Origin of the sequence: Streptomyces sichuanensis (assembly GCF_020328095.1) — a bacterium.
Lineage (GTDB): Bacteria > Actinomycetota > Actinomycetes > Streptomycetales > Streptomycetaceae > Streptomyces > Streptomyces cinnamoneus.
This window is the reverse complement of the sequence record NZ_JAIXMK010000090.1, coordinates 1-14,136: the sequence shown is the minus strand read 5'-3', so window position 1 is coordinate 14,136 and position 14,136 is coordinate 1. Positions and strand designations below refer to the sequence as shown.

Sequence of the window (14,136 nt, the reverse complement as noted above, 5' to 3'; positions counted from 1 at the left end):
CTGCGCCGCCGACCGGGGCCGCGCATGAGGGACTCCGAGACGCACCACACCACCCCCGCCACGGTCGCCCTGGAGCTGGAGCGGCTGCGCGGCACCATGGAGGCCGGCTTCGCCCGCGTCGACGGCTCGCTCGCCCTGCTCGTCCAGCGCAGCGACCAGACCGACAAGCAGCTGGCCGACCACGAGGCCCGGCTCGACGCCCTGGAGCGCCACCGCTGGCCCCTGGCGAGCGTGGCCGCCCTGACCGCCCTCGCCGGGGTGGTCGTGGCGGCCCTCCAGCTCGCCTCCCGCTAGGAACGCCGCAGGGCGGCCACCCCTGATCGGGGTGACCGCCCTGACGAGCGTGTCGCAACGACTACTGGTTGTACGGACCGTAGTCGTAGTCCTCCAGCGGGACCGCCTGGCCGGAGCCGGTGCCGAAGGGCGAGTAGTCGATGTCGTCGTAACCGACGGCCGAGTACATCGCGGCCTTCGCCTCCTCGGTGGGCTCCACCCGGATGTTGCGGTAGCGGGACAGACCCGTACCGGCCGGGATGAGCTTACCGATGATGACGTTCTCCTTGAGGCCGATCAGGGAGTCCGACTTGGCGTTGATCGCCGCGTCGGTCAGAACCCGGGTCGTCTCCTGGAAGGACGCCGCCGACAGCCACGACTCGGTCGCGAGCGACGCCTTGGTGATACCCATCAGCTGCGGACGGCCGGAGGCGGGGTGACCGCCCTCGGTGACCACACGACGGTTCTCGGACTCGAAGCGCGAGCGCTCCACGAGCTCGCCCGGCAGCAGCTCCGCGTCGCCGGACTCGATGATCGTCACGCGGCGCAGCATCTGCCGGATGATGATCTCGATGTGCTTGTCGTGGATCGACACACCCTGCGAGTTGTAGACCTTCTGGACCTCGCCGACCAGGTGGACCTGGACGGCGCGCTGGCCGAGGATGCGCAGGACGTCGTGCGGGTTGGTGGCACCCACGGTGAGCTTCTGGCCCACCTCGACGTGCTCGCCCTCGCTGACCAGCAGACGGGCTCGCTTGGAGATCGCGTAGGCGGTCTCGTCGGAGCCGTCGTCCGGAGTGACGACGATCTTCTTGGTCTTCTCGGTCTCCTCGATGCGGACGCGGCCGGCCGCCTCCGAGATCGGGGCGACACCCTTGGGCGTACGGGCCTCGAAGAGCTCGACGACACGGGGCAGACCCTGGGTGATGTCGTCACCGGCCACACCACCGGTGTGGAAGGTACGCATCGTCAGCTGGGTACCGGGCTCACCGATGGACTGGGCGGCGATGATGCCGACCGCCTCACCGATGTCCACCAGCTTGCCGGTCGCCAGCGAGCGGCCGTAGCAGAAGGCACAGGTGCCGACCGCGGACTCACAGGTGAGGACCGAACGGGTCTTGACCGTCTCGACGCCGTTGGCGACGAGCTGGTCGATGAGCACGTCACCGAGGTCGACGTTGGCCGGCGCGATGACCTTGCCGTCGACGACGACGTCCTCGGCGAGCATGCGGGCGTACACGCTGGTCTCGACGTCGTCCGTCTTGCGCAGGACGCCGTCCTCGCCGCGGACGGCGATCGCCAGCTTGAGGCCACGGTCGGTGCCGCAGTCCTCCTCGCGGATGATCACGTCCTGGGAGACGTCGACCAGACGACGGGTGAGGTAACCCGAGTCGGCGGTACGGAGGGCGGTGTCCGCGAGACCCTTACGGGCACCGTGGGTGGAGATGAAGTACTCCAGCACGGAGAGACCCTCACGGAACGACGCCTTAATGGGTCGCGGAATGGTCTCGTTCTTCGCGTTCGACACCAGACCACGCATACCGGCGATCTGCCGCATCTGCATCATGTTTCCTCGGGCACCCGAGTCAACCATCATGAAGATGGGGTTCGTCTTGGGGAAGTTCGCGTTCATCGCCTCGGCGACCTCGTTGGTCGCCTTGGTCCAGATCGCGATGAGCTCCTGCGTGCGCTCGTCCTTGGTGATCAGACCGCGCTCGTACTGCTTCTGGACCTTCTCGTCCTGCGCCTCGTAGCCCGCGACGATCGCCTTCTTGGCCTCGGGGACCACGACGTCGGAGATGGCCACGGTGACACCGGAACGGGTCGCCCAGTGGAAGCCGGCCGCCTTCAGGTTGTCGAGCGTCGCCGCCACGATGACCTTGGGGTAGCGCTCGGCCAGGTCGTTGACGATCTCGGAGAGCTGCTTCTTGCCCACCGAGTAGTCGACGAACGGGTAGTCCTCGGGCAGCAGCTCGTTGAAGAGCGCGCGGCCCAGGGTGGTGCGCAGGCGGAACGAGTCGCCCTGCTGCCACTCCGGCTCGCCCTCCTCCGCGACCGGCGGGGTCCAGCCACGCGGCGGGACGGTGCCGATCGGGAAGCGGATGTCGACCTTCGCCTGGAGCGAGAGCTCACGGGCGTCGAACGCCATGATCGCCTCGGCGACCGAGCCGAAGGACCGGCCCTCACCGATGACCTTGCGCTCTTCCTCGTCGGTGGTGAGGAAGAACAGACCCAGCACCATGTCCTGGGTCGGCATGGTGACCGGACGGCCGTCGGCCGGCTTGAGGATGTTGTTCGAGGACAGCATCAGGATGCGGGCCTCGGCCTGCGCCTCCGCGGAGAGCGGCAGGTGGACGGCCATCTGGTCACCGTCGAAGTCCGCGTTGAACGCGGTGCAGACGAGCGGGTGGATCTGGATGGCCTTGCCCTCGACCAGCTGCGGCTCGAACGCCTGGATGCCGAGGCGGTGCAGCGTGGGCGCACGGTTCAGCAGCACCGGGTGCTCGGCGATGACCTCTTCGAGGACGTCGTACACGACGGTGCGGCCGCGCTCGACCATGCGCTTGGCCGACTTGATGTTCTGCGCGTGGTTCAGGTCGACCAGGCGCTTCATCACGAACGGCTTGAAGAGCTCCAGCGCCATGGCCTTGGGCAGACCGCACTGGTGCAGCTTCAGCTGCGGACCGACGACGATGACGGAACGGGCCGAGTAGTCGACGCGCTTACCGAGCAGGTTCTGACGGAATCGACCCTGCTTACCCTTCAGCATGTCGCTGAGGGACTTCAGCGGACGGTTGCCGGGGCCCGTGACCGGGCGACCACGACGGCCGTTGTCGAAGAGGGCGTCGACCGCCTCCTGGAGCATCCGCTTCTCGTTGTTCACGATGATCTCGGGGGCACCGAGGTCGAGCAGACGCTTCAGACGGTTGTTGCGGTTGATCACACGGCGGTACAGGTCGTTCAGGTCGGAGGTCGCGAAGCGGCCACCGTCCAGCTGCACCATCGGACGCAGGTCCGGCGGGATCACGGGGATGCAGTCGAGCACCATGCCGCTGGGGCTGTTGCGGGTCTGCAGGAAGGCGGAGACGACCTTGAGGCGCTTGAGCGCACGGGTCTTCTTCTGGCCCTTACCGGTCCGGATGATCTCGCGGAGGCGCTCGGCCTCCTCGTCGAGGTCGAAGGACTCCAGGCGCTTCTGCAGCGCGGCGGCGCCCATCGCACCCATGAAGTACGTGCCGAAGCGGTCACGCAGCTCGCGGTAGAGCAGCTCGTCGCCCTCCAGGTCCTGGACCTTGAGGTTCTTGAAGCGGCTCCACACCTCGTCGAGGCGGTCGATCTCGCGCTGCGCACGGTCGCGCAGCTGCTTCATCTCACGCTCGGCGCCCTCGCGCACCTTGCGGCGCACGTCGGCCTTGGCGCCCTCGGCCTCCAGCTCGGCCAGGTCGGACTCGAGCTTCTTGGCGCGGGCCTCCAGGTCGGCGTCGCGGCGCTGCTCGATCTGCTGGCGCTCGACGGAGACGTGGGCCTCCAGCGAGGGCAGGTCGCGCGTGCGGCGCTCGTCGTCCACCCACGTGATCATGTAGGCGGCGAAGTAGATGACCTTCTCAAGGTCCTTCGGGGCGAGGTCGAGCAGGTAGCCCAGACGCGACGGGACGCCCTTGAAGTACCAGATGTGGGTGACGGGAGCGGCGAGCTCGATGTGGCCCATCCGCTCGCGGCGCACCTTGGCGCGGGTGACCTCGACGCCACAGCGCTCACAGATGATGCCCTTGAAGCGGACACGCTTGTACTTGCCGCAGTAGCACTCCCAGTCCCGGGTCGGACCGAAGATCTTCTCGCAGAAGAGTCCGTCCTTTTCGGGCTTCAGGGTGCGGTAGTTGATGGTCTCCGGCTTCTTGACCTCGCCGTGGGACCAGGTTCGGATGTCGTCCGCGGTCGCCAGGCCGATCCGCAGCTCGTCGAAGAAGTTGACGTCGAGCACTTGTCGTCAATCCCTCTTTCAGGGGTCGTGCCCTCTCGCGCTAGCGAGGTATGGGCTCTACATCAGTGGTCTGGGGGTCCGGGGACGGTGGGGGGGCTTCCGGGGAAGCCCCCCCACCAGACCCGTCAGACCTCTTCGACGCTGCTCGGCTCGCGCCGGGACAGGTCGATACCGAGCTCCTCCGCCGCGCGGAAGACGTCCTCGTCGGTGTCCCGCATCTCGATGGACATGCCGTCCGAGGACAGCACCTCCACGTTGAGGCAGAGGGACTGCATCTCCTTGATGAGCACCTTGAAGGACTCGGGGATGCCGGGCTCGGGGATGTTCTCGCCCTTGACGATCGCCTCGTAGACCTTCACTCGGCCGGTGACGTCGTCGGACTTGATGGTCAGCAGCTCCTGGAGGGCGTACGCGGCGCCGTAAGCCTCCAGCGCCCACACCTCCATCTCACCGAAGCGCTGGCCACCGAACTGAGCCTTACCACCCAGCGGCTGCTGGGTGATCATGGAGTACGGACCGGTCGAACGGGCGTGCAGCTTGTCGTCGACCAGGTGGTGCAGCTTGAGGATGTACATGTACCCGACCGAGATCGGGTCCGGGAACGGCTCGCCGGAGCGGCCGTCGAACATCCGGGCCTTGCCGGACGGGAGCACCAGGCGCTCGCCGTCGCGGTTGGGGATCGTGGACTCGAAGAGACCGGCGATCTCGTCCTCGCGGGCGCCGTCGAAGACCGGGGTCGCGACGTTGGTGCCGGCGGCGACGTCGTCGGCGCCGATCGCCTGCAGGCGCTTCATCCAGTCCTCGTCGCCCTCGACCTTCCAGCCGCGGCTGGCGAGCCAGCCGAGGTGGATCTCAAGGACCTGTCCCGGGTTCATTCGGGACGGGACACCGAGCGGGTTGAGGATGATGTCGACCGGGGTGCCGTCCTCAAGGAACGGCATGTCCTCGACCGGCAGGATCTTGGAGATGACACCCTTGTTGCCGTGACGGCCGGCGAGCTTGTCACCGTCGGTGATCTTGCGCTTCTGAGCGACGTAGACGCGGACCAGCTGGTTCACGCCCGGGGGCAGCTCGTCGCCCTCCTCGCGGTCGAAGACGCGGACGCCGATGACCTTGCCGATCTCGCCGTGCGGCACCTTCAGCGAGGTGTCACGGACCTCACGGGCCTTCTCACCGAAGATCGCGCGGAGCAGGCGCTCCTCCGGGGTCAGCTCGGTCTCACCCTTCGGGGTGACCTTGCCGACCAGGATGTCACCGGCCACGACCTCGGCACCGATGCGGATGATGCCGCGCTCGTCGAGGTCGGCGAGGACCTCCTCGGAGACGTTCGGGATGTCCCGGGTGATCTCCTCGGGGCCCAGCTTGGTGTCACGGGCGTCGACCTCGTGCTCCTCGATGTGGATCGAGGAGAGGACGTCGTCCTGCACGAGGCGCTGCGACAGGATGATCGCGTCCTCGTAGTTGTGGCCCTCCCACGGCATGAACGCCACGAGGAGGTTCTTGCCGAGCGCCATCTCGCCCTCGTCCGTGGACGGACCGTCGGCGAGCACCTGGCCGGTGACCACGCGGGCGCCCTCGTCCACGACGACCTTCTGGTTGAAGGACGTGCCCTGGTTCGAGCGGGAGAACTTGGCGACGCGGTAGGTGTTGTACGTGCCGTCGTCGTTGGCCACCGTGACGTAGTCGGCGGAGACCTCCTGGACGACACCGTCCTTCTCGGCCTTGATGACGTCGCCGGCGTCGACCGCACAGCGGTACTCCATGCCGGTGCCGACCAGCGGGGCCTCCGCCTTGATCAGCGGAACGGCCTGGCGCATCATGTTCGATCCCATGAGCGCGCGGTTGGCGTCGTCGTGCTCAAGGAAGGGGATCATGGCGGTCGCGACCGACACCATCTGGCGCGGGGAGACGTCCATGTAGTCGACGTCGTCGCCGGCGATGTAGTCGATCTCGCCGCCACGGCGGCGGACCAGCACGCGGGCCTCGGCGTAGCGCATGTCCTCGGTGAGGGGCGCGTTCGCCTGGGCGATGACGAAGCGGTCTTCCTCGTCGGCCGTCAGGTAGTCGACCTCGTCGGTGACGACGCCGTCGACGACCTTGCGGTACGGGGTCTCCACGAAGCCGAACGCGTTGACGCGGCCGTAGGAGGCGAGCGAGCCGATCAGACCGATGTTCGGGCCTTCAGGGGTCTCGATCGGGCACATGCGGCCGTAGTGCGACGGGTGAACGTCTCGGACCTCGAAGCCGGCCCGCTCACGGGAGAGACCACCCGGGCCCAGCGCCGAGAGACGACGCTTGTGGGTCAGACCCGACAGCGGGTTGGTCTGGTCCATGAACTGCGACAGCTGGCTGGTGCCGAAGAACTCCTTGATGGAGGCGACGACCGGCCGGATGTTGATCAGGGTCTGCGGCGTGATCGCCTCGACGTCCTGGGTGGTCATCCGCTCGCGGACGACGCGCTCCATACGAGCCAGACCCGTGCGGACCTGGTTCTGGATGAGCTCGCCGACGTTGCGCAGACGACGGTTGCCGAAGTGGTCGATGTCGTCGGTCTCGACGACGATCGAAGTGCCGTTCTCGCCGACCGTCTCCAGCTCACCGGCGTGCAGCTTGACCAGGTACTTGATCGTCGCGATGACGTCGTCGACGGTCAGCACACCGGCGTCGAGCGGGGCGTCGGCGCCCAGCTTCTTGTTGACCTTGTAGCGGCCGACCTTCGCGAGGTCGTAGCGCTTGGGGTTGAAGTAGAGGTTCTCCAGCAGCGTCTGCGCGGCCTCACGGGTCGGCGGCTCGCCCGGACGCAGCTTGCGGTAGATGTCGAGCAGCGCGTCGTCCTGGCCCTGGGTGTGGTCCTTCTCCAGGGTGGCGCGCATGGACTCGTACTCGCCGAACTCCTCCAGGATCTGCTCGGTGGTCCAGCCGAGAGCCTTCAGGAGGACGGTGACGGACTGCTTGCGCTTGCGGTCGATGCGGACACCGACCATGTCACGCTTGTCGACCTCCATCTCCAGCCAGGCACCCCGGGAGGGGATGATCTTGGCGGTGAAGATGTCCTTGTCGGACGTCTTGTCGATGGAGGAGTCGAAGTAGACACCCGGCGAACGGACCAGCTGCGAGACGACGACACGCTCGGTGCCGTTGATGCAGAAGGTGCCCTTCGGCGTCATGAGCGGGAAGTCGCCCATGAAGACCGTCTGGGACTTGATCTCACCGGTCTCGTTGTTCGTGAACTCGGCCGTGACGAAGAGCGGGGCCGCGTACGTGAAGTCGCGCTCCTTGCACTCGTCGATGGAGTTCTTCGGGGGCTCGAAACGGTGGTCGCGGAAGGTCAGCGACATCGACCCGGAGAAGTCCTCGATCGGGGAGATCTCCTCGAAGATCTCCTCCAGACCGGACTTGGTGGGGACGTCCTGACCGCTGTCCAGCGCAGCCTCGACGCGAGCCTTCCATGCGGCATTGCCGAGCAGCCAGTCGAAGCTCTCGGTCTGCAGCGCAAGGAGGTTCGGAACCTCAAGAGGCTCCTTGATCTTCGCAAAGGAGATGCGCAGCGGGGCGGTGCTGGCGCCGTTGTTCGTATTGGCGGTCGAGGCGTTGCGCGAGGCGGCCAAGAGGGGGTCCTTCCGAGGGCTCGGACTCACTACGCGCGTACCGGTCCCACTCCGTACATAGGAGAGAAATCCCAGCTCAGGGGGTTTCCATCAGCTGTGCTCGGAAGTGGGCATGCCCCTGGTGACGGGCAGGGAGCAGCTAACAGGCAGCGCAAAGGGTCAGTGTAGCCACTTGGCCCACTGATGTCCAGAGCGGATTTCCCGAGACCGGTGCGATACCAATCTCTCCCTCCGGGATCCTGTTGTTCCTCAGCGCCTGGCGCCCGTCCGACGCACGCCGTGCGCCGGAAGCGCATGACGATACTTCCCTCTCCGCCATCGATCCATGCCTCGGACGGAGGACCGATGTGCGACGCGTCCGGGACGCGTCCTGAGAATCGCGCGCGGCGTGCCGTTCGTCAAGGCCCCTCGGCCCCGGCCGCCTCCCGTAACGGGGCGTCTGCGGCCTTCCGGCCGCCTCTGAGCAACGAAGATCACCATACTCGCCCCCGGCGCCGGGTGCGCGCATCCGTTCCGGGAACGCCCAAGGGCGACCACCCGTGTGGGTGATCGCCCTTGAGTTCGCGGCAAGCGTCAGGACGCCCGCCGTAGAGGAGTCAGCAGACTCCGTGAGGTCACTTGACCTCGACGGAGGCGCCGGCGCCCTTGAGGGCCTCGGCGGCCTTCTCCGCGGCGTCCTTGGCAACCTTCTCCAGGACCGGCTTCGGGGTGCCGTCGACGAGGTCCTTGGCCTCCTTCAGACCCAGGGAGGTCAGCTCACGCACGACCTTGATGACCTGGATCTTCTTGTCGCCGGCGCCGGTGAGGATGACGTCGAACTCGTCCTTCTCCTCGGCGGCCTCGGCGGCACCACCGGCGACACCGCCGGCCATGACGACCGGGGCGGCGGCGGCAGCGGTGACGTCGAACTTCTCCTCGAAGGCGGAGACGAACTCGGCCAGCTCGATGAGGGTCATCTCCTCGAACTGCGAGAGCAGCTCGTCCTTGGTCAGCTTCGCCATGATGGCGGGTCCTTCCACTAAATCGGCAGGTGCCGGGATGTACATGTCGGCGGGCGGACGGCCCGCTACGACCGCCGCGTCAGGCAGCGACGGTCAATGCGCGAGCCGAATTACTCGGCACCGCCCTGCTCGGCCTGCTTGGCGCGGAGCGCGTCCACGGTGCGGACGAGCTTCGTCGGCAGCGCCTGGAAGAGCGAGGCAGCCTGGGACTGCTTGCCCTTCATGGCACCGGCCAGCTTGCTGAGCAGAACCTCGCGGGACTCGAGGTCCGCAAGCTTCTTGATCTCGTCGGCAGACAGAGTCTTGCCGTCAAGGACACCGCCCTTGATGACGAGAGCGGGGTTTTCCTTGGCGAAGTCACGGAGACCCTTCGCCGCCGTGACCGGGTCACCGGTCACGAAGGCAACAGCGGTCGAGCCCATGAGGTGCTCGTCCAGCTGGATCCCGGCCTCGTTGGCCGCAATCTTGGTCAGCGTGTTCTTCACCACGGCGTAGTGAGCGTTGTCACCGAGCGACCGGCGCAGCTGCTTGAGCTGCGCGACGGTGAGCCCGGTGTACGAGGTCACAACAGCGGCGTTGGAGCTGCGGAACTTGTCCGCGATCTCCTCGACGGCTGCGACCTTGTCGGGCCTCGCCATGAGCCTCGGCCTCCTTCCGGGTGATTCGGACCGCATAGGCGCGAGAAGGGACCTGGGCAAAACGAAACGCCCCGGCGCAGGCGCTCGGGGCGTGACTCGACCATGCCGACGCAATTCTCTTGCGCCTCGATGGGAGTGCAACCACAGTCACCTGCGCAGGTCGCCCGCAGCTAGCGGATCCTTCGGCCACCACACCTCCGGGAGGAGGTACAGCAACGACCAGCGGTCTTTGGCTTCTGAAGGAGATTACGCGATGGGTGCACAAGGATGCAAATCGAGCCGGGCCCCGCACCTTCGGAAAGGTGCGGGGCCCGGCCCAGGGTTCACGCCGACGCGCTACGAGACGGTCCTCAGACGGTCTCGTCCTCCACGAGGAGGTTGCGGGTGCGGTTCGGGTCCAGGGCGATGCCGGGGCCCATCGTGGTGGTCAGGGTCGCCTTCTTGACGTAGCGGCCCTTCGCGGCGGACGGCTTCAGACGGAGGATCTCCTCCAGCGCCGCGGCGTAGTTCTCGACCAGCTTGGTCTCGTCGAACGACACCTTGCCGATGATGAAGTGCAGGTTCGAGTGCTTGTCGACGCGGAACTCGATCTTGCCGCCCTTGATGTCCGTGACAGCCTTCGCCACGTCCGGGGTGACCGTGCCGGTCTTCGGGTTCGGCATCAGACCACGGGGACCGAGCACGCGGCCGAGGCGGCCGACCTTGCCCATGAGGTCCGGGGTGGCGACGACGGAGTCGAAGTCCAGACGGCCCTTCGCGACCTCGTCGATCAGCTCGTCGGCACCGACGATGTCGGCGCCCGCGGCACGCGCGGCCTCGGCACGGTCGCCGGTCGCGAAGACCAGGACCCGGGCGGTCTTACCGGTGCCGTGCGGAAGGTTCACGGTGCCACGGACCATCTGGTCGGCCTTGCGCGGGTCGACACCCAGACGCAGGGCAACCTCGACGGTCGCGTCGAACTTGACGGAGGTGGTGTCCTTCGCGAGACGGACGGCCTCGAGGGGAGCGTAGAGGCGCTCCTTCTCGATCTTGGCGTCCGCAGCGCGGAGAGTCTTGCTGCGCTTCACTTCTGCTCCTGAAAGGGTTGAGCGTGGAGTCGTGGTCCGGGCCAGCGCCGGCCCTGCCACTGAAAGGTCAAGCGGGGACTTGATCAGCCCTCGACCGTGACGCCCATGGAACGGGCGGTGCCGGCGATGATCTTCTCGGCGGCGTCCAGGTCGTTGGCGTTCAGGTCGGGCATCTTGGTGGTGGCGATCTCGCGGACCTGCTCGCGCGTCAGCTTCGCGACCTTGGTCTTGTGCGGCTCGCCGGAGCCCTTGTCCACGCCCGCGGCCTTGAGGATCAGCTTGGCGGCCGGCGGAGTCTTGGTGACGAAGGTGAAGGAACGGTCCTCGTAGACCGTGATCTCCACCGGCACGACCATGCCACGCTGCGACTCGGTCGCGGCGTTGTAGGCCTTGCAGAACTCCATGATGTTGACGCCGTGCTGACCCAGCGCGGGGCCGACCGGCGGCGCCGGGTTGGCGGCACCAGCGCTGATCTGGAGCTTGATAAGCCCCGTGACCTTCTTCTTCTTGGGAGGCATTGCTCTCTCCGGGTCCTAGTGAGAGTTTTTTTGCCTACGACACACTGCGCGCAGGCATACCGCACCACGATAACGGGTATCGCGGCCGGGCCAAAACCGACAGGTCAGACAGGCTGCGAGAGCCGGTCTGACCTGTTCGGAAGCGTTTGCCGGGGAATCCCGGCGAAGATCAGTTCTTCTGGATCTGGTCGAAGCTGAGCTCGACCGGGGTCTCGCGACCGAAGATCTCGACGAGGCCCTTGACCTTCTTCGAGTCGGCGTTGATCTCGTTGATCGTGGCCTGCAGCGTCGCGAACGGACCGTCCGTGACCGTGACCGAGTCGCCGACCTCGAAGTCCAGCACCTGGACCTCGACCTTGCGGCTGGGGGCCGGGCGGCCCTCGGCCTCGGCGGCCTCCTTGGCGGCCTTCGCCTCGGCCTCGGGGGCGAGCATCTTGACGATCTCGTCCAGGGTCAGCGGGTACGGGTCGTAGGCGTTGCCGACGAAGCCGGTGACGCCCGGCGTGTTGCGGACGACGCCCCAGGACTCGTTCGTCAGGTCCATGCGCACCAGCACGTAGCCGGGGAGCTTGTTCTGGCGGACGGTGCGGCGGTCGCCGTTCTTGATCTGGACGACCTCCTCCTGCGGCACCTCGGCCTGGAAGATGTAGTCCTCGACGTTCAGCGAGACGGCGCGCTGCTCAAGGTTGGTCTTCACGCGGTTCTCGTAGCCCGCGTAGGTGTGGATGACGTACCACTCGCCGGGCAGGCCGCGCAGCTCGTCGCGGAGCGCGGCGACCGGGTCGACGGGGGCCTCCTCGGCCTCTTCGGCCTCGTCACCGGCGAGCTCGTCCTCGCCCTCGACACGGAGCGCGGCCTCCTCGGCGGGCTCGCCCGCGGCGGCTTCCTCCGCGTCGAACTCGTCCACGCCGTCGGCGTTCTCGGGGATCTGCGTCTCGGTGTCTTCGCCGACCTCTTCCGAGTCAGCCGGAGCCGGAGCGTCCACGTCGGCCTCCGTCGCCTCGACGGGCTCGGCGGCGTCGTTCAGGTTCGGGTCAGACACTTGGCTGCTTCTTCCTGGCTTCAAGGGGTGGAACGAGCGAAGAGGCGGCTCTCCGGAAAGGCCGCCTTACGCGCGGGACCGGGCTCAGCCGAAGACGTACTTGACGGCCTGCTCGAACCCATAGTCAATCACGGTCACCAGACCGATGACGATGACAACAAAGACGATCACCACAGTGGTGTACGTCGACAGCTGGCTCTTGGAGGGCCAGACGACCTTGCGGAGCTCTGCGACGACCTGGCGGTAAAAAAGTGCGAGGCGGCCCAGAGGGCCCTTCTTCCCGCGCTTTCCGCCACGGCGGCCCTTCTTGGTGGCCACCTCGTCCTCAGGACGACCGCTCTCAGGCGTCGCGGTGGAGCCAAGGGCTTCCGTCACTACGTCCTCACCTGAATCCGGGTCGTGGCCGTGCCGCGCCCGGTTGAGCCGCACGGCGGTGCATTTCAGTACGTACGCACGCACGCACCCAGTGTGATGCGTGTAGCAGGGCCGAAGGGACTTGAACCCCCAACCGCTGGTTTTGGAGACCAGTGCTCTACCAATTGAGCTACGACCCTTTGTGGTTCCCCCAACGTACCGCATCCGTCCGGGTGCACGGTGTGCATGCATCGGGCGGATTCGCCGGTGAGGGCCAACGACGGATGAGTGTACGTGGTCCGGACGCCGTCGTCGAACAGCCATGGGCGCCGCGTTCCCGAAAGGGGCCGCACAAGGGCCTCCCGGGGCCGCCGGAAGACCCCCCGGACCGGTCCGTGAAACCAATGTGCCCGCCTCCCGCGAGGTCTGCGACGATGCCCTCATGAGCGCTGCCACTCCTCCCGTGTCCCCCGCCCAGTCCCCCACCGAGCGCCGGGTGTCGGCCCGCATCGGGTCCATCTCCGAGTCCGCCACCCTGGCCGTCGACGCCAAGGCCAAGGCCCTCAAGGCGGCCGGCCGTCCCGTCATCGGTTTCGGCGCCGGCGAGCCCGACTTCCCGACGCCCGGCTACATCGTCGAGGCCGCCGTGGAGGCATGCCGCAACCCCAAGTACCACCGCTACACGCAGGCCGGCGGACTGCCGGAGCTCAAGGCGGCCATCGTGGCGAAGACGCTGCGCGACTCGGGCTACGAGATCGAGGCGTCGCAGGTGCTCGTCACCAACGGCGGCAAGCAGGCCATCTACGAGGCGTTCGCCGCCATCCTCGACCCGGGCGACGAGGTCATCGTCCCGGCCCCGTACTGGACCACCTACCCCGAGTCGATCCGGCTCGCGGGCGGCGTGCCGGTCGACGTCGTCGCCGACGAGACCACCGGCTACCGGGTGTCGGTCGAGCAGCTCGAAGCCGCTCGCACCGAGCGGACCAAGGTGCTGCTCTTCGTCTCCCCCTCGAACCCGACCGGCGCCGTCTACACGCGGGCCCAGGTCGAGGAGATCGGCCGATGGGCCGCCGAGCACGGCCTGTGGGTGCTCACCGACGAGATCTACGAGCACCTCGTCTACGGCGACGCGGAGTTCTCCTCCCTGCCCGTGGTGGTCCCGGAGCTGCGCGACAAGTGCATCGTGGTCAACGGCGTCGCCAAGACGTACGCGATGACCGGCTGGCGCGTGGGCTGGGTCATCGGCCCGCAGGACGTCGTGAAGGCGGCGACCAACCTGCAGTCGCACGCCACGTCCAACGTGAGCAACGTCGCCCAGGTCGCGGCGCTGGCCGCCGTCTCCGGCGACCTGACGGCCGTCGAGGAGATGAAGGTCGCCTTCGACCGCCGCCGCCGCACCATCGTGCGCATGCTCAACGAGATCGACGGTGTCGTCTGCCCCGAGCCCGAGGGCGCGTTCTACGCCTACCCGTCGGTCAAGGGCCTGCTCGGCAAGGAGATCCGCGGCAAGCGCCCGCAGAGCTCCGTCGAGCTGGCCGCGCTGATCCTGGACGAGGCCGAGGTCGCGGTCGTCCCCGGCGAGGCGTTCGGCACGCCGGGCTACGTGCGCCTGTCCTACGCGCTGGGTGACGAGGACCTCGTCGAGGGCGTCTC

The 14,136-nt window shown here is 67.3% G+C and carries 10 protein-coding genes and 1 tRNA gene; 2 read left to right on the top strand and 9 right to left on the bottom strand.

What is annotated here, in order from left to right; translation table 11 throughout:
• Positions 1–24: 24 nt before the first annotated feature.
• The gene (locus tag LE181_RS23530; protein ID WP_225663483.1) at positions 25–294 is read left to right on the top strand and encodes a hypothetical protein; all 270 of its coding nucleotides are present in this window, start codon (positions 25–27) and stop codon (positions 292–294) included.
• A gap of 61 nt (positions 295–355) precedes the next feature.
• Here LE181_RS23530 and LE181_RS23525 read toward each other — a convergent pair whose 3' ends face one another.
• From LE181_RS23525 to LE181_RS23485, 9 genes are all read right to left on the bottom strand, one after another.
• The gene (locus LE181_RS23525) at positions 356–4,255 is read right to left on the bottom strand and encodes a DNA-directed RNA polymerase subunit beta' (RefSeq protein ID WP_225663482.1); all 3,900 of its coding nucleotides are present in this window, start codon (positions 4,253–4,255) and stop codon (positions 356–358) included.
• A gap of 125 nt (positions 4,256–4,380) precedes the next feature.
• The gene (gene rpoB / locus LE181_RS23520; RefSeq protein ID WP_225663481.1) at positions 4,381–7,863 is read right to left on the bottom strand and encodes a DNA-directed RNA polymerase subunit beta; all 3,483 of its coding nucleotides are present in this window, start codon (positions 7,861–7,863) and stop codon (positions 4,381–4,383) included.
• 614 nt (positions 7,864–8,477) lie between these two features.
• A complete protein-coding gene (gene rplL / locus LE181_RS23515; protein ID WP_225663480.1) occupies positions 8,478–8,864 on the bottom strand; it encodes a 50S ribosomal protein L7/L12 in 387 nt (128 codons plus the stop codon).
• Positions 8,865–8,974: 110 nt separating this feature from the next.
• Positions 8,975–9,502, bottom strand: coding sequence for a 50S ribosomal protein L10 (rplJ, locus tag LE181_RS23510; protein ID WP_225663479.1), 528 nt, complete (start codon positions 9,500–9,502; stop codon positions 8,975–8,977).
• A gap of 350 nt (positions 9,503–9,852) precedes the next feature.
• The gene (rplA, locus tag LE181_RS23505; protein ID WP_225663478.1) at positions 9,853–10,569 is read right to left on the bottom strand and encodes a 50S ribosomal protein L1; all 717 of its coding nucleotides are present in this window, start codon (positions 10,567–10,569) and stop codon (positions 9,853–9,855) included.
• Between the two features lie 83 nt (positions 10,570–10,652).
• Positions 10,653–11,087 (bottom strand): 50S ribosomal protein L11, encoded by a 435-nt coding sequence (gene rplK / locus LE181_RS23500; protein ID WP_190111599.1) that lies wholly within the window; start codon positions 11,085–11,087, stop codon positions 10,653–10,655.
• A 169-nt stretch (positions 11,088–11,256) separates the two neighbouring features.
• Entirely contained in the window at positions 11,257–12,129 is an 873-nt protein-coding gene (gene nusG, locus LE181_RS23495; protein ID WP_225663477.1) for a transcription termination/antitermination protein NusG, read from the bottom strand.
• 84 nt (positions 12,130–12,213) lie between these two features.
• On the bottom strand, positions 12,214–12,504 hold the full coding sequence (gene secE, locus LE181_RS23490; protein WP_225663499.1) for a preprotein translocase subunit SecE: 291 nt from the start codon (positions 12,502–12,504) through the stop codon (positions 12,214–12,216).
• 106 nt (positions 12,505–12,610) lie between these two features.
• Positions 12,611–12,683 (bottom strand) — tRNA-Trp (locus LE181_RS23485).
• A gap of 242 nt (positions 12,684–12,925) precedes the next feature.
• Between LE181_RS23485 and LE181_RS23480 the strand changes: the two genes are divergently transcribed.
• On the top strand, positions 12,926–14,136 hold a 1,211-nt coding region (locus tag LE181_RS23480), incomplete at its 3' end, for a pyridoxal phosphate-dependent aminotransferase (protein WP_225663476.1).